The organism is Bdellovibrionales bacterium (assembly GCA_016714165.1).
In the GTDB taxonomy this organism is placed as follows: domain Bacteria; phylum Bdellovibrionota; class Bdellovibrionia; order Bdellovibrionales; family UBA1609; genus JADJVA01.
This window is the reverse complement of record JADJNU010000002.1, coordinates 180,715-199,247: the sequence shown is the minus strand read 5'-3', so window position 1 is coordinate 199,247 and position 18,533 is coordinate 180,715. Positions and strand designations below refer to the sequence as shown.

Sequence of the window (18,533 nt, the reverse complement as noted above, 5' to 3'; positions counted from 1 at the left end):
CTTCTGTATCAATCATAATTTCTTTGATAGCGTCCCCGAAAATGATCACTTCAGAGAAAAAGCTAACAGGTACCGTTTCTCTTTTTTCCGACTCTCGATTTAATATTGAGGACTTTAAATCTCGATGGACTTCGGCGCGAGTAGCCGCCTTAAAGTCGGTACTAGGTTGTCAGCATCCATGCTCAGATGAAAACTTAGATTTTGATTTAGACGAAGAGAACCTGCTTTTGATGCGAGTGAAAGCTGAGAAAAAGGAATTGATCTTGAGAGCCGTTTTTGATTTTAGTCGAAAGCTCGGAGTAGGATTCTCTCGCTATTTTGGAATCAGTCTTGAAATTCAAGACTTGGCCGAAATTTTGCCATTGTCGGGCTCGCCCTGTTATCTAGGAAAATGGGAGAGACACAAAGAGGCGTATGTGAGTCTCAGGCCCGGTTGCGCTGATGAAAGGCTTCTAGGATCCTTTGGCTGTGATTTTTGGAGAGAGGCCTTGGACGGATTTATTATGGGTGCCAGTGATGAAGCCAGGTTGGCCCGTCACCGGAGTTTAGGTCATGGTGACGGCGACTGTGCGGATATTCTTTTTGAAGATTCTGGCATGGGACCGCAGCAGGGTCAGCATCGGGGCGTCATTCCGGAATCCTTTGCTCAGGGTCTTGAAGTCATTGCCAGGAACTTCTCAGAAAAGCAGATAACAGTAAAATGGGATGGCTACTCGGAAGGGGTTCTTTATTACCGGTTGGAAGCCGCGGGAGCAAAGTCTTTGTGTGGTGCAGGCGGTGGCCTTATGCACGGTGTATTGAAAGCTGAAGTGCAGAAATTTTTTCCAGAGATTAAGGTTCGTGACAGTGCACCGCTCGCGGTGATTGGGGATGCCAATTGAAGAGCTTATCGCGCCGAGGTTTTTTTCAAAGTCTAAAAAGTCTAACAGGAATTGTATCTGAGTTTGGCAAGTCAAAAGATGGCGTGATTAATTCTGAGGCCAAAGAAAATATTTTTTGTGTGGGTTCCGTTTCTGAATTTCCCTTAGGCCTTGAGCGTGAGTTTCTCTGTCGAGACGGATTTTTGACAATTAGATCCACGGAATATGGGCTGAGTGCAGAGTTTTTGCAACAACGAGAGAGCAAATTTGTGGCATTGTTTCTGGAAAAAAATGGAAAATTATCGGTGAATTTGGATCAGTTTTGTCCTCGCGGTTCTCTCTTTTCTCTTTTGACGGGAGAAATGACGGGAGAAATGATGGGAGAAAAAATGAAGAACGACTATCAAGGAGAACGAGCATGAGCGAACAAAAGAGCGGAATTGGTCGAAGAAGCTTTTTAAAGGGGTCGCAGCAACAGGTTTGTTGGCTGCCTCAAACAGAGTTTTAGGGGCTCCCATTCGCTATTTTAAACCAACAAGTATTGAGAATCCCCTGCGGCAATATCCTGATCGAAATTGGGAATCTGTTTATCGCAATGTTTTTTCTCACGATTCGACTTTTACCTTTTTATGCGCTCCAAACGATACCCACAATTGTCTGTTGAAAGTTTTTGTGAATAATGGCGTCGCTGTGCGGGTGGGTCCCACTTATAAGTATGGTGAGGCGACAGATTTGTATGGGAATAAGGCTTCGCATCGATGGGATCCGCGGATCTGCCAAAAGGGACTTTCTTTGGCGCGTCGATTTTACGGTGATCGTCGTGTCAAGGCCCCGATGATTCGTCGTGGATTTAAAGAGTGGGTTGATGCGGGATTTCCTCGGGATCCAATCACAGGCAAGCCAGATGCGAAGTATTTTCAGCGAGGCAAAGACAAGTGGCTCAGACTCAAATGGGATCAAGCATATGAAATTGCGGCACGAGCTTTTGATAATATTGCCCGCACTTATTCAGGGGATTCGGGTTCAGATTTTTTGAATAAGCAGGGCTATGATGAGTCCATGGTCCATGCGATTCACGGTGCCGGAGTTGAAACGATCAAGGTGCGGGGAGGAATGGCCCTTCTCGGTGCAACACGAATTTTTGGTCTTTATCGCTTCGCAAATATGTTGGCGCTTTTAGATGCAAAAATTCGCGGGGTGGGTCCAGATAAGGCGGTTGGCGCCAGGGGCTGGGACAGTTACAGTTGGCACACGGATCTTCCTCCTGGGCACCCGATGGTGACGGGGGCTCAAACAAACGACTTTGATCTCTCGGCAACTGAGCATGCGAGGCTCATCTTAGTCTGGGGAATGAATTGGATTACAACCAAAATGCCCGATTCGCATTGGTTAACGGAAGCTCGTTTGAAGGGAACCAAAGTGGTTGCTGTAACAGTCGAATACAGTGCAACTGCGACAAAGGCAGATGAGGCCGTCATTATAAGGCCAGGAAGTGATCCCGCCTTTGCTTTGGGGCTTGCTCAAGTGATTGTTGCTAAGAACTTATACGATCCAGATTTCGTCCGTGGAAGCACGGATTTGCCCTTTCTTGTGCGTATGGATAACCTCCAGCCCCTGCGCCCAGAGGAAGTCCTGCCTGGATACAAAGCGCCTGAATTGAAATCGCTGAGGTTCTTAAAGCAGGGAGAAAAGGCTCCCAGTGGATTGTTGCAAAAAGAACAGATGGCTCCTGATGCCATGCGCGGTGAATTCCGACCTCATGTTGTTTTTGACAAGAAGAAAAAGGAATTTCACGCGATCACGCGGGATGAGTTTGGAAAGAACTTTTTGGAATTGGGTCTCGATCCTGATCTGACTTACCAGAACATGGTGACTCTCACAGATGGCAAAAAGGTTAAAGTCAGGACTGTATTCGGGATGACAGTTGAGTATCTCAACAAGAATTTCACTCCTGAAAAGACTTCGATCGTAACAGGGGCGCCAGCCAAGGCCATTGTTTCGCTTGCAGTGGATATCGCCAAGAATAAAGAACAGACTCTCTTTGCCTGTGGTATGGGACCAAATCAATTTTTTAATGCCGATTTAAAGGACAGGGCTATCTTTCTGGTAGCCGCTCTCACTCGCAATGTTGGCTTTCCCGGAGGAAATGTTGGCAGTTATGCGGGTAACTATCGAGTTGCTCTCATTGGCGGGGAGCCTATCTATGTTCTTGAGGATCCCTTTAATCCTCAGTTGAAGGCGGGCGAAAAGGTTCCCCTAAAGAAGACATTTCATTATGAGTCTCTTCATTACTTCAACTACAAAAATCAGCCCCTAAGAAAAGGCAATAAGCTTTTCACAGGGGAGGGGCACACCCCTGCTCCAACGAAGGCGATGTGGCTGAATAATTCCAATTCAGTGATTGGAAATATAAAATGGCATTTCGATGTTGTGAACAACACCCTACCTAAAGTTGAATTCATTTGTTATGCAGATTGGTGGTGGACGGGGTCTTGTGAATATTCGGATCTTGTGTTCGCCTGCGACAGTTGGGCAGAGTTCAAGCAGCCAGATTTGACGGCTTCTTGCACCAATCCTTTCGTGCAGGTTTTCCCACGAACGCCGCTCCCACGCATTTTTGATACGGAGAGCGACGTCAACATTGTTGCCAATGTTTCTAAAGCTCTCGGCAAGTTGGTCGGTGAGCCTCGCATGGAGCAAATGTGGAAATTTGTCCTTGAAGGAAAGGTTGAGGAATATTTGCAACGAATTGTGGATGGCTCTTTTACTTTGAGTGGATATAAATTCAAGGATCTTGAGGCCAAGGCAAAAGAGGGGATTCCAGCCTTGATGAACAATCGAACATATCCTCGGGTTTCTTCCTACGAGCAAGCGAGGTCTGAGGTTCCGTGGCATACCAAATCTGGCCGTCTCGAGTTTTATCGACCCGAGCCTGAATTCATTGAGCATGGAGAAAATATTGTCGTTTACCGAGAGCCGATAGATTCTACGCACTATGAGCCAAACGTCATTGTGGGACAGCGGCACGAAGGCATTCGTCCAAAGGGACCAGAACAGTATGGTTTAAAGCGCAGTGATCTCTCCGTTGAAAGTCGACAAGTCAGAAATGTGCAGATGACGGGAGAGCAGTTAGTAAAATCAAAACATCCCTTAAAATTAAAAATGTACACTCACGTGTATCACACGCCGAAATACCGTCATGGCGCGCATACCACCGCTGTCGATACGGATTTCACCTCGGTGTGGTTTGGACCGTTTGGAGATGTCTATCGTCGTGACAAACGCATGCCATCGGTCGTGGAGGGTTACGTAGATATCAATCCTCGCGATGCGAGGAAATTGGGAATTGATGATGGTGACTACGTCTACATCGATGCCGATCCGGAAGATCGTCCCTTCCGGGGGGCTAAGAAGGGAACGGAGGAGTACAAGGTTGCACGACTGATGGTGCGTGCTCGCTATTATCCAGGGACTCCTCCAGGTGTGGCACGCACTTGGCACAACATGTACGGTTCGACTTTCTCGACTGTTAAAGCTCATGAAAGCCGCAAAGATGGTCTCGCAAAAAGCGAAGAGACCAATTACCAGTCTATGTATCGTTATGGAAGTCACCAGAGTGCAACGCGAGCTTGGCTGAGACCCACATTGATGACAGATACTCTTGTGCACAAAGGAATGTTTGGACAGCAGATTGAAAAGGGATTTGCCTCGGACATTCATTGTCCTGTTGGAGCGCCTCGCGAGTCCTTTGTAAAGATCACAAAGGCGGAGAGTGGAGGGATGGACGGAAAAGGCAAGTGGCGTCCCGTTGCACTGGGCTTTCGACCGACTTATGAAAATAAGGCGATGACAGAGTATCTCAAAGGAAAATTTCTTAAGAAAAAATCATAAGTAAGAGTGGGAGATAATCATGGCAAAGGTGAAGAACTGGCAAATTAATCGAGAAATGGAATATCCTTACGAGGAACACCGTCCAAAGCGTCAGTGGTCCATCGTTTTCGACTTGAACAAATGTATTGCCTGTCAGACTTGTTCCCTCGCTTGCAAGACAACCTGGACGAGCGGCAAGGGTCAGGAATATATGTTTTGGAACAACGTGGAGACAAAGCCTTACGGGTCCTATCCATTGGCATGGGATGTTCGGGTTTTAGAGCAGCTCGGGCAACAGGAATGGAAAAAGAAAGAACCCTACTACGGAAAGACTATTTTTGAGGCGGCACAACCTGAAGAAGTCGCCGCTCACTTTGCCCCAAAGGATGAAGATTGGATGTATCCGAATATGGGCGAAGATGATTGCGCTGGAACAGTTGTCGGCGGGGATCATATTTCAATGCCTCACAACAAATGGTTCTTTTATCTCCCCCGGACCTGTGCTCATTGTACCTATCCGGCTTGTTTGGCGGCCTGTCCCAGAAAAGCGATTTACAAGCGGGAAGAAGATGGCATTGTGCTTATCGATCAGTCCAGATGCAAAGGCTACGGCGAATGCGTGAGGGCCTGCCCTTACAAGAAGTCAATGTACAACACCTACACGCGGGTCAGTGAAAAGTGCGTTGGCTGTTATCCTGCTGTTGAGCAAGGTTATCAACCGATGTGTGTGCAAAATTGCATTGGTAAAATTCGGATTATGGGTTTTATAAATCCTCCTTGGAAAGCTCGAGACGATAACCCGGTCGATTATTTGGTTCATAAGAAGGGCATCGCTTTGCCGTATTACCCTCAGTTGGGACTTGAACCAAATATTTACTATATTCCGCCCATTCACGCCGATCGAAATTATTTAACTCAAATGTTTGGACCAAATGTAGAAACGGCAATTAACAACTATCAGTCCTTGAGAGAAGATCCTGTTGCTCAAGGGCTTTTGGTGCTGATGGGTAGCAGTGATCGCATACTTCATCGCTTTGACGTCGTAAAAGGATGGGCGACCGGTTATGACGAGAAAGGCGATAAGATTGTGAGCGTTCCAGTTAATGAGGCTTTAATTGAGCGTCCGGCGTTTGATGAAGCTAGGGGATTAATTCGAGGAAATACTCCTTAGGTCGAAGACGAAAGGTGAATGGAATGAAAAAATCTATGGTGAGAGCGATTGCATTTACTATGTGTTGTGGTTTCTTTGTTGGATCTTCCGGAGCAGATATTTTGGTAAAAAACGTGAAGACAGATCTGTCAAAAATTTTTCAGGACGATTCCATTTGGAAGGATGCAAAACAAGAGGAAGTGTCCTTGATGGCTCAGCCTATGGTTGCTCCGAGACCAAAGACAACAAGCACTCCATCGCTGAGGGTTCAGGCCATTCATGATGGGAAATGGATTTCTTTTCGCTTGCGTTGGGCAGACAAACAGCGAGACGAGGGGGGAAAGACAATGGAGTTTTCTGATGGTCTCGCCATTCAGTTTCCCGGCAATGAGGGGCCTCCACCGCCGATTTTTATGGGAACCAAGGACAACCCAGTTCATATTTTTCATTGGCGTGCTCAGTATCAGTATGATCAAGAGCATGGAAAGAAAGAGATGAAAGACATTTATCCCAACATGAATGTTGATATTTATCCCATGGAGTTTAAAGACATGGGATCTCTCAAAGATGTTACCGATGCAAAGCGAGAACAGTTTTCGTACGGTCGGGCAGCTGGAAATCCTCAGTCTTACAGAAAAAATTCGGTCGATGAGATCTTTGCTGAGGGGTTTGGTACGAGCGCCGTGATCGAAAGCCCGCATTCCTATGCGAAGGGTGAGTGGAAAAATGGAGAATGGACGCTGGTGCTCGGAAGGCAAATGACAGCTGAGGTTGGCTCGAAACTAAGTGCTGGAAGCGACAGCAATGTCGCTTTTGCTGTTTGGGAGGGTGGTCACGGTGAAGTCGGGTCGAGAAAGTCTGTCACCATGTCATGGACTCCTCTAAGGATTGAGAAATAGAAAATGAATAACAATGAAAACACATTGAGAATATCCGAGTTTGTTCTCGCCTCTTTATTGACCTCTTATCCAGACGACGGCTTTGCTCAGGATGTTGGGCTTGTTTTGGATCAAGAGCCTGAGATTGTAACAAGTCTCTTGCGACAGCGAGTATGTGATATTATGCAGAGCGAGGAGAAAATAGATGATCTTCGTTCGGAGTATTTGGCCCTGTTTGATAGTGGTCGAGGCATTGCACCTCTTTATGAGACTGAGTATGGGAGACAGCGAGCTCTTTTTAAGGCCAATGAGTTGGCGGCCATATCTGGCTTTTACCATGCCTTTGGATTTGAGTTGGGTGGTGAAGACTGTCTGAGAGAAATGGCTGATCATATTTCTGTGGAGCTGGAGTTCTACGCTCTCCTACTCATGAAGCAAAGTAGTCTTGAGGAAATTGGCGACAGCGAAGGAGTCGAAATTGTTTCTTCGGCTCGCAAGAAGTTTTTGCGTGATCATGTGGGCAGGTTTGTTCCCTCGATTTTGGAGCGACCCGGCGTTAGCGAGAGCGAAACATACGGAGAGATTTTTCGATTTTGTGATCAATTGCTGCGGACCGAATGCTCGGACCTTGGAGTTTCCCCAGAGAAGGCGACTTGGATTGAAGGGGAGCAGGGTGACGCCGAAGTGACTTGCGGAGTTGAAGCGGGCTGTGCTAAGTAGAGCAAAATAGAATAACGAGTTCTCCGAATTCTTTCACCTAAACCGATCATTTGGCAGGGTGGCTGAATCGTCCGAAGCAACAGAATCGGACCGGGGTCTAAGTGGGAAACCTTTAGGCCTCCCTTGTTTGGAAAGGGGATATGGAAAAGTTACGGGTAACGGATTCATTTTCTAGACAGTTTCGGTATTTGCGACTTTCGGTCACGGACATATGTAATTTTCGCTGCACATATTGTTTGCCTGATGGATACCAGAAGTCCCATGAGATTCGCGAAGATGAGATGACAGTCAGAGAGATTCGAAATCTCTGTGAAGGTTTTAATCTCTTGGGTTTTGAAAAAATCCGCCTGACGGGTGGCGAACCAACTCTTCGAAAAGACCTTATCGAAATCGTGTCTGCTGTTTCTGATCTGTCCAATTTAAAAATTTTGGCTCTCTCCACGAATGGTCACAATCTTGACAAACTGGCGCGACCGCTTCGTGAGGCTGGGGTCAATGCGCTAAATGTGAGTCTTGATAGCTTGGATCCACTTCGTTTCAGAGCGGTGACGGGCAGTGGGCGTTTTGATTCAGTGATGAAAGGAATCGAGTCAGCTCTTGAGAGCGGATATGATTCGATCAAAGTCAACGCGGTGATGCTTCGGGGAATTACCGAGTTGGATATTTCGGCTTTTATTGAATGGGTCAGGACGAGACCCATTTCTGTTCGATTCATTGAGCTGATGCGCACAGGTCGCAATCTTGAATTGTTTGAGAAAAGGCATTTTAGCGGATCGGAGCTGCAGTTGATCTTGGACCAAAGTGGCTGGAAAGCCGTCGAGCGCAGGAGTTTGGCGGGACCTGCTGTTGAATTTTGTCATCCAGATTATCTGGGTCGCATTGGTTTGATCGCTCCTTACTCTAAGGATTTTTGCAATACTTGCAATCGACTGCGGGTCTCGTCCCGCGGGGGTTTGCGATTGTGTCTTTTCGGCGAAAGTGATTATTCACTTCGGCCCTACTTGAATCAAGACGGCTCTGCAAATCTTGTGGCAGAGGCAGTGAGGTCCGTGATTCAAAAGAAACCTTCTTCTCATTTTTTAGAGCAGGGAAAATATGGAAATACATGGAACCTCGCCTCAATTGGTGGCTAATTTCAAAATGATTGATGTGGGACAGAAAGTGGATACTCGTCGACGTGCGCTGGCGAGTGGCCATTTTTTTGCGTGCAAAGAAACCATTCGACAAATTGTTGAAAGGAAAATTCCAAAGGGAGATGCCATCGCCTTGGCTGAGGTCGCGGGCATTCAGGCAGCAAAAAATACCTCCTCTCTTTTGCCGCTTTGCCATCCTTTGCCACTTCATTCCGTTCGGGTTTGGACTGAGCTTAAAGAGGACTCGATCACTGTTTTTTGTGAGGCCATTACCACGGGAAAAACGGGTGTGGAGATGGAGGCGCTCACGGGTGTGAGTACGGCGCTCTTATGTATTTATGATTTAACCAAAGTCATTGATCCCGTCCTTCGTATCGGGAATATTCAATTGGAATTAAAGGAAGGAGGAAAATCGGGATTGTGGGAAAACCCTCATCGCAATCAGTCCCGGGACATACCTGAGATTTCCCAATCGACCGCAGTTATTCCTCCCACTTCACTCTCCTCTCCCTCTCAAGATCTTGGTCAATTGAGTGTGTGTTTACTGACAGTCAGTGATCGTTGCTCACGGGGAGAAGCCGAGGACAAGTCTGGTCCAGCGATGCAGGATTGGTTTGGCACAAGAGGAGCAGAAATTTTGGATTGCTCGATCGTTCCAGATGATGTCGGTGAAATTGAAGCGATCATTGAGAATTGGATGATAAATGAACGTCCTGAATTGATTATCAGCAGTGGAGGAACGGGGCTCGCGCCGAGAGATGTGACTCCTGATGCTTTGCTTCGATTGAAGGATCGTTTTCGGGGTAGAGAGATTTCTGGAGTGGGAGAATTGTTGCGCTCATCGGGCTCTCTGAAGACTGTCATGTCTTGGATGAGTCGCTCGCTGGGTTTACAAATTCGAGATTCAATTGTCATCGCTCTTCCAGGAAGTCCAAAAGCCGTTCGAGAGGGATTGGATGCTCTCGCTCCACTTTTGGCGCATATGATTCACATTCAAAAAGGTGGAGATCATGTTCGAGAGAACCGGACAATTTAATTTTCGAAATTTAGTGACTCGTAATATTTTTGGCTCCTTTGCGGATTCGGCCGTCCTCTTTCCTTTGCTTGTGCTCTTGGGAGCGAAGGGAACTCTCTCCCCTTTCATGCTTTTCTTGAGCGCAGGCTTGACTTACATTTTTGCGGGATATTTTTTTCGCATTCCGATGCCAGTTCAACCCCTCAAATCCATAGCGATTGCGGCACTCGCAGTGGGTGCCACGGGCTCAGAGATAAGGGTGAGTGCAGCTTTCTTGGGCATCATTTGCCTTTTGCTTAACTTGTGTCACTTTGATTTCCTTATGGAGCGTGTGCCCATTCGGATCGTTCATCAGGTTCAGCTGGGGCTTGGAGTCCTGCTCTTGATCCAGGCTTGGAGAACCTTGGGATCCGGAACTGAATTTGTTGTGGTTTGCGCATTTGTTTTGGGCGCGCTTTTTTTGTTCTTGCCCGAATGGAGAGGGCTTCCGTTGATGGGTCTTTTTGCTGTGGCAGGCATGGTCTATGTGGGGGCACACAGTATTATTCATGGTAATTCCTTGAATGTGAGTTTGCAAAAAAATACGGATGAGCTGCGTCCCTTGATTGTTTTAGGATTGGTACTTCCGCAAGTTGCCTTAACATTTATGAACTCCGTTCTTGGAACCAGGGCTGCTGCAAAAGTTTATTTTCCTCAGAGTTCAGGCCGAGTGACCCTGCACTCACTGCTTGGTTTTATTGGGATTGGAAATATTCTTGTCGCGGCAGTTGGGGGGCTTCCCTTTTGTCACGGAAGCGGAGGATTGACGGCGCACGTGAAGGGAGGCTCATCCAAGTGGTGGTCTAACTTAGTGATCGGTGGTTTTTTGCTTCTGCTTGCGGCCCAATCCTGGGTCTTGGGATCTGCAAATCTTGAGGTCCCGGTGGTTTTGGTAGCTTCTTTGTTGTTTGCAACTGGGGTTCATCATTTTTCACTGGTTCGTGAGACGGCATTAGTCAATTCGGGTCGTTTGCGACTTGGCCTTGCCTTTTTTTTAGCGTTCTTTACACAAAATTTATTATGGGTCTTGGTGGGAGCTCTATTTTTGGAAGCAGTAGAGTTCATTTTAGGATTTTTCGGAGAGAAATCGCCTTCCCAACAGAATTGGAAATAGAATGATACCTTACAATGAAGCCGTCGCTGTTTTAGAGGAAATTGCATTTCAATCTCCCTCAGAGGAGGATGAGTGCTCACTTCGATTGGCCGCGGGGAGAGTTTTGAGTCGGGAGGTAGTGGGATTTGAAGATGTGCCACTTTTTGATAATTCTGCAATGGATGGATTTGCCTTAGCCTCAAAGGAGACTCAGGGGGCCTCCAAGAGCAATCCTCTTCGCTTTCCCGTATCCACTTTTTTAGCGGCAGGAGATGTCCTCGAACTAAATTCTCAAATTGATCAAATGGCATCTATTGAAATCATGACTGGGGCGCCTTTGCCTAAAGGGAAATTTGATTGTGTGGTGAGAATTGAGGATGTTGAGGTTCTTGTCAGAAACGGCGAAAAGGAAATTGTTCTCCAAAGGCCGATCCGTCACTTGGAAAATATTCGTTTGCAGGGGAGTGATTTTCGAGCGGGCGGCAAGATCGCTCAAAAAGGAGAATTCATCGGTGCCCATCATCTCATGGCCTTTTCCAGTTTGGGCATAGATAAAGTTTGGACAAGGAAACCCCTCAAGGTCGCAGTTCTGGCGACGGGCAAAGAATTGATAGAGATTGGCCAGGAGCGCACAAATTCTGCTCAAATATGGAATTCATCCGGTCCTTTGCTCATGGAGGCATTGAAGGAATTGGGTTGTGAAGGGATGGACCTGGGAATTGTGGCCGATGATGAACCTGAAACATTCAAGTCCCTATTGAGACAGGGTCTGCAGGAGGGTGTAGACTTATTTCTCAGCACGGGAGCCGTTTCAAAGGGTAAACATGATTTTGTGGTCGAAGCGCTCAGAGAAGTGGGGGCAAGAGTTCATTTTCACAAGGCTGCGATTCGACCCGGAAAGCCGATATGCTTTGCTGAATTTCCAGACGAGAAGGCAGCATTCTTTGGATTGCCCGGAAATCCAGTTTCTACAGTTGTGGGTTTTCGCTTTTTTGTTGCGCCTTATCTTCGTGCTCGTCTTGGATTGGGTATGGACAGAGGAGTGGAAGCAAGCTTAGAGAGGGATGCAAAAAAGCCAGAGGGATTGAGATGTTTTTACAAGGGGCGTGCTTACCTTACTTCTGATAACAAAATTCAGGTAGAGATTTTGGAAGGGCAAGCCTCTTACGTTGTGAGTAGTCTCCTTTCTGCTAACTGCTGGGTGGTGCTTCCTGAGGAAGGGTCTTCACTTTTGGGTGGGACTCGGGTACAAATTTTTTCGCTGGATTATTCATTTAGGAAGGGAATCTTGTCATGATCTCGATCGATCTTCGATTATTTGGATTTTTTCGAAAATACAGTGATCAGCCGATCATCAACATAGAGCTGTTATCAAAATGTAGTGTTTTGGCATTGAAGCAGATCATTGCCGGGCACCTGAAGAAAATAAAGCCTGATCTGGGTGAGCCTGACTTGGTTTTTGAATCTGCGCTCGCTAATGAAAGAGAGATTCTAAAGGATCAGGATGAAATCACTCAGTCTTGTACTTTGGCGATTTTGCCTCCAGTGTGTGGAGGCTAGAATGATAATGATGTCTGAGCCTATTTTATGTAAGATTACAGAAGGGGCAATTTGTGAAGGCGAAGTCTTTCACTTTGTAAAGACACCTCAGCATGGGGGAATGAATTTCTTTTTTGGTGCTGTTCGGGATTTTAACGGTGGGAAAAATGTCGTTGCAGTTAGTTATGATGCATTTGAACCACTCGCTGAGCAGGTTTTTCGGGAAATTGCGGGAGAGGCGCGCCTGAAGTGGGGAGACGAGCTTCGTATTTATATTGTGCATCGTGTGGGAAAATTGCTTTGCGGAGATACCAGTGTTGGAATCGGTGTGAGTTCGCGACACCGCGATGAGTCTTATCAAGCTTCCCGTTATGTTATTGAGAATATCAAGCACCGAGCTCCAATATGGAAAAAGGAATTTTATGAAAATGGTGAAACAGAATGGTTGAAGGGTCACGCCTTGTGCCAGCGTACCCACGGACACAGTCGAGCGCTAGACCTTCGATGATGATGGGTTGGGGCGTTGTTCTGGCCGGCGGCAAGTCCTCACGTATGGGGCAAGATAAGAAAAATTTGAGGTGGCAGGGAGAGACGCTCTTGGACCGGTCGAAGAGAGTCTTGTCTGAAGTCGTTGGAACTGAGAGAGTTTTGATCAGTGGGAGCTCTCTGGGGCCTGGTTCCTGTCCCGATTTAATTGCGGAGCTGGGACCCTTGGGGGGGCTTTATTCAATCTTGGAGAGGCTAAGAGACGAGGGAGAAACTTGGATTCTTGTTATTCCAGTAGACATGCCTTTGATCAAAACAGATCTATTGTCAGTTTTGGTGAGAGAATGGGAGAGGCTTATGATCGATCAGGCGAAGGACCGGACTTGCGGTCTTCAGTTTGAAGGTTTCGAACTCCCAGCAATTTTACGAGTTGATTCTGGATTAAGGCAGATTGTTTCCTCTCTCTGTGAACCTGAAGTAGAGGAGGGGCAAAGGTCCTTTAAAAATTTGAAATCTTGTATCAATATGAAATCAATCGCGATCCCCTTAGATTGGCAGACCACGTTTGTGAATATCAACAACAAAGACGATTGGATGAGTTTTCAGGGAGGATAAATGAACTTGAGGTTTGATGAAGAGGGCCTTCGAGTGAGATTGATGCCAAAGGAACTTCAGGACTTTGCATTGGAAAAGAAGCTTGTGGCTCAATTTCCTGTTACTTCCGAGGTGAAGCTTTGCTTGAAGCTGGAAATTGCCCCGGCCCTTTGCCTGAAAAACGATGGACTAGAAATTTTGGTGGGAATTCCAGAGATATACGTGCAACAGCTTTCCAAAGCGATACAATCATCAAATAAGTTATCCCTCGGAATCCACGAGAAGATTTCAGGGGTCAGCGTTTCAATTGAAGTTGATTACTTTGAAGCTCGAAAAGATAATCGCAAGAAAGAGAAATTGTCTTTGTAGAAATCAGTGGGGATTCGATGTCCGATTTAGGCCCTCTAAAGAAAAAGTGTGATCCAAGGGATATTGCGTTCAAGGCGCTTTTTTTGGGTGCTCAGGCCGAGAATGGACCCTGGTTTCAGAAAAAGTGGCAAGAGATTTTGGCGCGTTGGATAGAGTGGAGAAAGGATTTGTTTCCTGAGGATGGTCCCGTCATATCCAAGGACGATCAGAGAGAGAGTCAATTTCGAAAATCACAGTCAGAGATTGATGTCTATGTCGATCGATTGTTTCACTTGTTGGAGGGAGAAACTCCCAAATTTACTCCCCGTTATCTCGGACATATGGTTTCAGAAACATCAATGCCAGCTCTATTGGGTCATGTGACGGCTCTATTGCACAACGCAAACAATACCTCAAAGGAATCCTCGAAAATTGGAATCGAATTGGAAACCGAAGCCATTGGTGACTTGCTTAAGATGGTAGGATTTAATATCAAACAAGGTCAGGGACACTTTACCTCTGGCGGGATCCTGGCAAATTTGGAATCGATGTGGCGGGCTTTGTTTCGTTTAGATCGGAACATGGCATTGGGTTTGTATCTGATGGAGCGAGGCCGGCTTGGTCCAAATACCTCAAGTTATTCCTGGTCTTTGGGATGGAGTGAATTGGAAAAATGTGGCCGCAGAGCGAGGGCCAGGCAGTTGATTTGAGTGAATACAGCTTGTTGGAACAAGGTCCCTGGAAGTTTCAAGAAATCTTTCTTCGCGTGACAGAGAGGCCCTTTCAGACACCCTTGATTGTCGTCCCAGCCAACCGTCATTTTTCTTGGCCAAAAATAGTATCGATGTTGGGCCTCGGCGCTTCATCGCTCGTTGAAGTGCCACTTGATAGTGGTGGACGAATGAGCATCACGGATCTCAGAGAAATCATTTCTTCTTCTATTTCAAAGGGACAGCCCCTTCTCGGAGTGGTTTCCGTGCTTGGCACAACTGAACTTGGAGCTGTAGATCCCGTCGATCAAATTCAGGATTTTCTAGACGATCTGAAAAATCGCCTGGGTTTAGATTTATGGCATCATGTTGATGCAGCCTATGGGGGATATTTTGCCACGATGTCAGAGGGATCGGAACAAGGGCGGAGCCTAGCTTTGAGCACAAGCAAAGCCATTTCTGCTCTTGGGCGAGTTCACTCCATCACTATCGATCCTCACAAACTGGGTTATGTGCCTTACGCCTGCGGCGCTATTTTGACAAAGGACTTACACCACTATCAAGTGAAATCATTTTCAGCTCCCTATTTAATGGGGTACAAGGCAAATCGATGGGCCTACACGATTGAGGGTTCGCGGGCCGCGACAGGGGCCGCAGCTACCTGGATGGCCAATCGGACACTTCCGTTAAATGCAGATGGGTATGGTCGGATTTTGGAGAAGGGAATTCGAGGGAGAAATCGCCTTTTGCAATTGTTGGAAGGTTTGAAGGAAGAAGTCATCATCGTGCCATCGCATGATTTGAATTTGGTTTGTTTTAGCCTCGGTCGCAAGGGCGAAAAATTGTCGACTGTAAATGATCGCAGTCTTCGTGTTTTTGAAAAATTTGTTGTAAGTCCAAGTTTTTCTGTCTCTAAAACGACGATGAAGAGATCTTCATACACGAAGTTGATCGATAAGATTCTTGTTAACCAGCAGATCCAGGCTGACGACGACAAGTTGGTGTGTCTCAGAGCTGTCTTGATGAATCCATTTACGACTTCAAAGGAGAGCCGGGTTGATTTCTTAAGCGAATTTACGGAAGAATTAATGAGTCACAACAAACGGGTTTGCCTTGAAGTTGAATCGGAAAAGGGCACCTCAGATGAATAGATCCTCAGATGAATAGATATATCCGTCAGACAGTTTTAAAAGATCTTGGCCCGTCAGGGCAGAACGCACTCAGTGAGGCAAAGGTGCTGATCCTCGGCTGCGGCGGTCTCGGTTCTCCACTCGCTTTGTATTTGGCCGCAGCTGGGGTGGGTCGTATCGGATTGGTCGATGGGGATTTGGTGGAACTGAGCAATCTTCAGCGCCAGATTCTTTATGTTGAGAAAGATATTGGACGAGAAAAGAGTTTGGCCGCGACCGAACGGATCCGAAGTGTTAATTCGAATGTGAGAAGTGATACCTTCTCCAAGAGATTCGACTGGTCCTGGGCCTTGGACGTTGCTCCAGATTATGATGTGCTCGTGGATGGCACAGACAATTTCTCTGCAAAATTCTTAATCAATGATGTCTCCTCAAATTACAGAAGCCTTTGGTTCACGGTTCAGTTTCAGAATTTGAAGGCCGATTTGGGACGTTTTCAGGAAAGAAAGGTCCTTGTTATCGTTGTTTGTACCCAAAAAGTCCTATGTCCTTTGTGCAAAATTGCCAGGAGGCCGGAGTGCTTGGTGCGGTCGTTGGAGTGGTAGGAGTTTGGCAGGCCCTGGAATGTCTTAAGGTCATATTGGACTTGGCAGGAATCGGAAGACTGAATCCTCAATATGGCAAGATTTCAATTCTTGATTTTTTTGATAACAGCATTCGGTCTCTTGAAGTTCCTCAAAGAGAAAACTGTCTTTGTCATCTGGATCCCTCCCAAATTGAAATAAAAGAAGAAGCGGAGTTTCTCTGTGTGAGTTCTAAAACCTCACCAGCGAGTTTGTCATGGGCCGAGGCACAGGAACTGGAGGGCGCACAATTCTTAGATGTTCGGGAGTTTTCAGAAATCAGTGAAGGCATGATTCCGGAGGCCTGGCATTGGCCCCTCAGTAAAATAGAAAAAAATGAATTTCCAGCATTTATTAAAGATGGAGATCATTGGGTGGTGTATTGCGCTAGCGGATTTCGATCTCAGCGCGCGGTTGCCTTTTTGGAGCGGCACAATCAAAATTTTGCGACAGTCAAATTTTATAATTTGGCTGGTGGGATACTCTCCCTTGCGCAAATGAACGAACTGAGCAAAAGCTGGTGCATCACCGGGTATGAACACTTCACCGCAAGACCATAGATGAAGGATGGCCGCTATTTCATAGTAGCGGCCATCCTGGCCCTTCTAAGGAGATCTTTGAAACTGGGATTATTTTGCGTCGAGTCTGGTCGGTCTTATGATGCGCGGTTAGGACACTCCTATAGTGACTTTTGGTCTCACGTTGAATTATAATCCATCAATGTCAGAACTCCTTACAGAAATTCATCGTGCCCTTGGCCTTACTCAAGCGCATTTTGATTCAAATCTCCTTGCCCTACATGAACAGCCGGCTCTTGCAGACCTTCAGGTGGTCGAAATTGATTTTGAAGGCAGACCGTTTATCTTGGTTTCTTCAGCCGCCGAGGCTTGGGTCAAGATGAAGGAGTCTGCGAGGCGAGATGAGATTGTTCTTATGCCATTTTCCGGATTTCGCTCCTACCTTCATCAAAAAAGTCTCATTGATCTGCATCTGAAGAATGGACGAAAAATCGAGGATATTTTAACCCACATTGCCATCCCAGGATTTAGTGAACATCATTCTGGGCGAGCTATTGATATTCATGCAAAGGGGCACCCGGTTTTAGAAGAGGCATTTGAAAGGACCGAGCAATTTGCTTGGTTATTAGAGAACTCGAATCGCTTTGGATTTCGATTGAGTTATCCAAAGGGAAACTCCACGGGAATTATCTATGAACCATGGCATTGGTTCTTCGCAGGAACCTAATATCGTGCCATGGACCATCCGTCGCGCCAGATCTGATGATGCTCCGATAATTCAAGAGCTATATATTGAATTGGTAGGTGATCAAAAAATTAATGTGACCGGGGCTGCACTCGCGTCTATTGAGAGCGACAAATCAAATATAATTTTGGTCGCGGAGATAGATTCCCAGGTTCTTGGGACCGCATTTGTTGTGCTCTGCCGAGACATTATGTATGGAGATCAGCCTTTTGCAGTTGTTGAGAATATCGTTGTGACATCATCGGCTCGTGGTCAGGGCATCGGAACAAGGCTTATGGATAAAATCAAGTTCGTTTGCAAAGAGAATAGGTGTACGAAAATCATGCTGTTGAGCAATGCTAAACGCGCAGGGGCCCACAAGTTTTTTGAACAAAACGGTTATCGCGGTGATCTCAAGCGAGGTTTCGTGAACTACATTAATCGATGTTAGCAAAGATCTAGAAGACGCTATCCCCAAGAGCCATCCGATTCGGAAGATAAGGGCAGGACTGGCTAGAATCCATGGGTCAGCCTATTTTTTTCGTTCTTCCAGTATCCTTCCGATAAGGGCAATTAGGTAATCGGTTGTCCTTTGCGCGGCCAAAGCAGCAGTGTGAACATCATTCAGTTTCAAACTTTTACCTAAACAAAATCCATTATTCGCTGTGGTGAGAAGGTCAATAAGAACGTTAATTTGTTCAGCCAGGATTCTCGAGGATTCACTTTCTGTTTTTTTAGAAAATTGCGTGAACAATTGTACTTCCATATTGACGGCAAATGCGTAGCCCACCGCAGACCCAAGTTGAGAGCACACAGCGCGTGAAATTTGATTGTTATCAAGGTCGCCAATCTGATCGACCACTTCCTGGGGATTCAAAATTCCCTTGATCTTGCGGCCTACCGACGACAGATTGGACTGTGCGGCGCCAAGCGTATCACCGCTGAGGAACTCGCTAGCGAATGACTGAGGTGACATCAAAATGCAGGTTGTCGCCAAAATTAAATGCTTTTTCATCTTTTGCTCCTAACTGGTTAAGATAAAATCGTCTGCGGTTATCGCTTGCAATCTACGATCCAACAAAAGCCCGCTTTGTGAGATATCA

20 protein-coding genes and 1 riboswitch are annotated in these 18,533 nt (G+C 46.4%); of the genes, 19 read left to right on the top strand and 1 reads right to left on the bottom strand.

Going from position 1 to position 18,533, the window contains the following annotated elements:
• The first annotated feature begins 41 nt into the window (after nt 1–41).
• From IPJ71_12095 to IPJ71_12005, 19 genes are all read left to right on the top strand, one after another.
• Nucleotides 42–881: a hypothetical protein gene (locus IPJ71_12095; protein MBK7844420.1), complete on the top strand. Its 840-nt coding sequence runs from the start codon at nt 42–44 to the stop codon at nt 879–881.
• Nucleotides 878–1,282: a hypothetical protein gene (locus tag IPJ71_12090; GenBank protein MBK7844419.1), complete on the top strand. Its 405-nt coding sequence runs from the start codon at nt 878–880 to the stop codon at nt 1,280–1,282. The genes IPJ71_12095 and IPJ71_12090 overlap by 4 nt, the downstream gene beginning before the upstream one ends.
• Nucleotides 1,263–4,751 carry a molybdopterin-dependent oxidoreductase gene (locus IPJ71_12085; GenBank protein MBK7844418.1) on the top strand — a complete coding sequence of 1,163 codons (3,489 nt, stop codon included), beginning with the start codon at nt 1,263–1,265 and terminating at the stop codon, nt 4,749–4,751. The genes IPJ71_12090 and IPJ71_12085 overlap by 20 nt, the downstream gene beginning before the upstream one ends.
• Before the next feature lie 19 nt (nt 4,752–4,770).
• Nucleotides 4,771–5,901 (top strand): 4Fe-4S dicluster domain-containing protein, encoded by a 1,131-nt coding sequence (locus IPJ71_12080; protein MBK7844417.1) that lies wholly within the window; start codon nt 4,771–4,773, stop codon nt 5,899–5,901.
• Between the two features lie 23 nt (nt 5,902–5,924).
• A complete protein-coding gene (locus IPJ71_12075; protein ID MBK7844416.1) occupies nt 5,925–6,779 on the top strand; it encodes a hypothetical protein in 855 nt (284 codons plus the stop codon).
• A 3-nt stretch (nt 6,780–6,782) separates the two neighbouring features.
• On the top strand, nt 6,783–7,478 hold the full coding sequence (locus IPJ71_12070) for a molecular chaperone TorD family protein (protein MBK7844415.1): 696 nt from the start codon (nt 6,783–6,785) through the stop codon (nt 7,476–7,478).
• A 10-nt stretch (nt 7,479–7,488) separates the two neighbouring features.
• Nucleotides 7,489–7,631: riboswitch (molybdenum cofactor riboswitch) on the top strand.
• Nucleotides 7,619–8,611, top strand: a complete 993-nt coding sequence (moaA, locus tag IPJ71_12065; protein MBK7844414.1) for a GTP 3',8-cyclase MoaA — start codon at nt 7,619–7,621, stop codon at nt 8,609–8,611. (Overlaps the previous riboswitch by 13 nt.)
• The gene (locus tag IPJ71_12060; GenBank protein MBK7844413.1) at nt 8,574–9,647 is read left to right on the top strand and encodes a bifunctional molybdenum cofactor biosynthesis protein MoaC/MoaB; all 1,074 of its coding nucleotides are present in this window, start codon (nt 8,574–8,576) and stop codon (nt 9,645–9,647) included. Before moaA ends, IPJ71_12060 begins: the two co-directional genes overlap by 38 nt.
• On the top strand, nt 9,622–10,779 hold the full coding sequence (locus tag IPJ71_12055) for a putative sulfate/molybdate transporter (GenBank protein ID MBK7844412.1): 1,158 nt from the start codon (nt 9,622–9,624) through the stop codon (nt 10,777–10,779). Before IPJ71_12060 ends, IPJ71_12055 begins: the two co-directional genes overlap by 26 nt.
• 1 nt (nt 10,780) lies before the next feature.
• Entirely contained in the window at nt 10,781–12,055 is a 1,275-nt protein-coding gene (locus IPJ71_12050) for a molybdopterin molybdotransferase MoeA (protein ID MBK7844411.1), read from the top strand.
• The gene (locus IPJ71_12045) at nt 12,052–12,318 is read left to right on the top strand and encodes a hypothetical protein (protein MBK7844410.1); all 267 of its coding nucleotides are present in this window, start codon (nt 12,052–12,054) and stop codon (nt 12,316–12,318) included. Before IPJ71_12050 ends, IPJ71_12045 begins: the two co-directional genes overlap by 4 nt.
• A 1-nt stretch (nt 12,319) precedes the next feature.
• On the top strand, nt 12,320–12,805 hold the full coding sequence (locus tag IPJ71_12040; GenBank protein MBK7844409.1) for a molybdenum cofactor biosynthesis protein MoaE: 486 nt from the start codon (nt 12,320–12,322) through the stop codon (nt 12,803–12,805).
• Nucleotides 12,739–13,398 (top strand): molybdenum cofactor guanylyltransferase, encoded by a 660-nt coding sequence (locus tag IPJ71_12035; GenBank protein MBK7844408.1) that lies wholly within the window; start codon nt 12,739–12,741, stop codon nt 13,396–13,398. The genes IPJ71_12040 and IPJ71_12035 overlap by 67 nt, the downstream gene beginning before the upstream one ends.
• Nucleotides 13,399–13,746, top strand: coding sequence for a hypothetical protein (locus tag IPJ71_12030; GenBank protein ID MBK7844407.1), 348 nt, complete (start codon nt 13,399–13,401; stop codon nt 13,744–13,746).
• Nucleotides 13,747–13,763: 17 nt separating this feature from the next.
• Nucleotides 13,764–14,435 (top strand): hypothetical protein, encoded by a 672-nt coding sequence (locus IPJ71_12025; protein MBK7844406.1) that lies wholly within the window; start codon nt 13,764–13,766, stop codon nt 14,433–14,435.
• Nucleotides 14,399–15,586, top strand: a complete 1,188-nt coding sequence (locus IPJ71_12020; GenBank protein ID MBK7844405.1) for a hypothetical protein — start codon at nt 14,399–14,401, stop codon at nt 15,584–15,586. The genes IPJ71_12025 and IPJ71_12020 overlap by 37 nt, the downstream gene beginning before the upstream one ends.
• Nucleotides 15,587–16,013: 427 nt before the next feature.
• On the top strand, nt 16,014–16,748 hold the full coding sequence (locus IPJ71_12015; protein MBK7844404.1) for a ThiF family adenylyltransferase: 735 nt from the start codon (nt 16,014–16,016) through the stop codon (nt 16,746–16,748).
• Between the two features lie 160 nt (nt 16,749–16,908).
• Complete coding sequence (locus IPJ71_12010; GenBank protein ID MBK7844403.1) at nt 16,909–17,433, top strand: M15 family metallopeptidase; 525 nt, start codon at nt 16,909–16,911, stop codon at nt 17,431–17,433.
• Entirely contained in the window at nt 17,399–17,881 is a 483-nt protein-coding gene (locus tag IPJ71_12005) for a GNAT family N-acetyltransferase (protein ID MBK7844402.1), read from the top strand. Before IPJ71_12010 ends, IPJ71_12005 begins: the two co-directional genes overlap by 35 nt.
• Before the next feature lie 81 nt (nt 17,882–17,962).
• Here the strand turns inward: IPJ71_12005 and IPJ71_12000 are convergent, their stop codons facing one another.
• Nucleotides 17,963–18,445 carry a hypothetical protein gene (locus IPJ71_12000; GenBank protein MBK7844401.1) on the bottom strand — a complete coding sequence of 161 codons (483 nt, stop codon included), beginning with the start codon at nt 18,443–18,445 and terminating at the stop codon, nt 17,963–17,965.
• Between the last annotated feature and the right edge of the window lie 88 nt (nt 18,446–18,533).

What these genes read in the sequence shown, in the direction of transcription:
- IPJ71_12095 (MBK7844420.1), top strand. Translation starts at nt 42, where the DNA reads ATGATCACTTCAGAGAAAAAGCTAACAGGTACCGTTTCTCTTTTTTCC.
- IPJ71_12080 (MBK7844417.1), top strand. Translation starts at nt 4,771, where the DNA reads ATGGCAAAGGTGAAGAACTGGCAAATTAATCGAGAAATGGAATATCCT.
- IPJ71_12075 (MBK7844416.1), top strand. Translation starts at nt 5,925, where the DNA reads ATGAAAAAATCTATGGTGAGAGCGATTGCATTTACTATGTGTTGTGGT.
- IPJ71_12070 (MBK7844415.1), top strand. Translation starts at nt 6,783, where the DNA reads ATGAATAACAATGAAAACACATTGAGAATATCCGAGTTTGTTCTCGCC.
- moaA (MBK7844414.1), top strand. Translation starts at nt 7,619, where the DNA reads ATGGAAAAGTTACGGGTAACGGATTCATTTTCTAGACAGTTTCGGTAT.
- IPJ71_12060 (MBK7844413.1), top strand. Translation starts at nt 8,574, where the DNA reads ATGGAAATACATGGAACCTCGCCTCAATTGGTGGCTAATTTCAAAATG.
- IPJ71_12055 (MBK7844412.1), top strand. Translation starts at nt 9,622, where the DNA reads ATGTTCGAGAGAACCGGACAATTTAATTTTCGAAATTTAGTGACTCGT.
- IPJ71_12050 (MBK7844411.1), top strand. Translation starts at nt 10,781, where the DNA reads ATGATACCTTACAATGAAGCCGTCGCTGTTTTAGAGGAAATTGCATTT.
- IPJ71_12045 (MBK7844410.1), top strand. Translation starts at nt 12,052, where the DNA reads ATGATCTCGATCGATCTTCGATTATTTGGATTTTTTCGAAAATACAGT.
- IPJ71_12040 (MBK7844409.1), top strand. Translation starts at nt 12,320, where the DNA reads ATGATAATGATGTCTGAGCCTATTTTATGTAAGATTACAGAAGGGGCA.
- IPJ71_12035 (MBK7844408.1), top strand. Translation starts at nt 12,739, where the DNA reads ATGGTTGAAGGGTCACGCCTTGTGCCAGCGTACCCACGGACACAGTCG.
- IPJ71_12030 (MBK7844407.1), top strand. Translation starts at nt 13,399, where the DNA reads ATGAACTTGAGGTTTGATGAAGAGGGCCTTCGAGTGAGATTGATGCCA.
- IPJ71_12025 (MBK7844406.1), top strand. Translation starts at nt 13,764, where the DNA reads ATGTCCGATTTAGGCCCTCTAAAGAAAAAGTGTGATCCAAGGGATATT.
- IPJ71_12020 (MBK7844405.1), top strand. Translation starts at nt 14,399, where the DNA reads ATGTGGCCGCAGAGCGAGGGCCAGGCAGTTGATTTGAGTGAATACAGC.
- IPJ71_12010 (MBK7844403.1), top strand. Translation starts at nt 16,909, where the DNA reads ATGTCAGAACTCCTTACAGAAATTCATCGTGCCCTTGGCCTTACTCAA.
- IPJ71_12005 (MBK7844402.1), top strand. Translation starts at nt 17,399, where the DNA reads ATGAACCATGGCATTGGTTCTTCGCAGGAACCTAATATCGTGCCATGG.
- IPJ71_12000 (MBK7844401.1), bottom strand. Translation starts at nt 18,445, where the DNA reads ATGAAAAAGCATTTAATTTTGGCGACAACCTGCATTTTGATGTCACCT.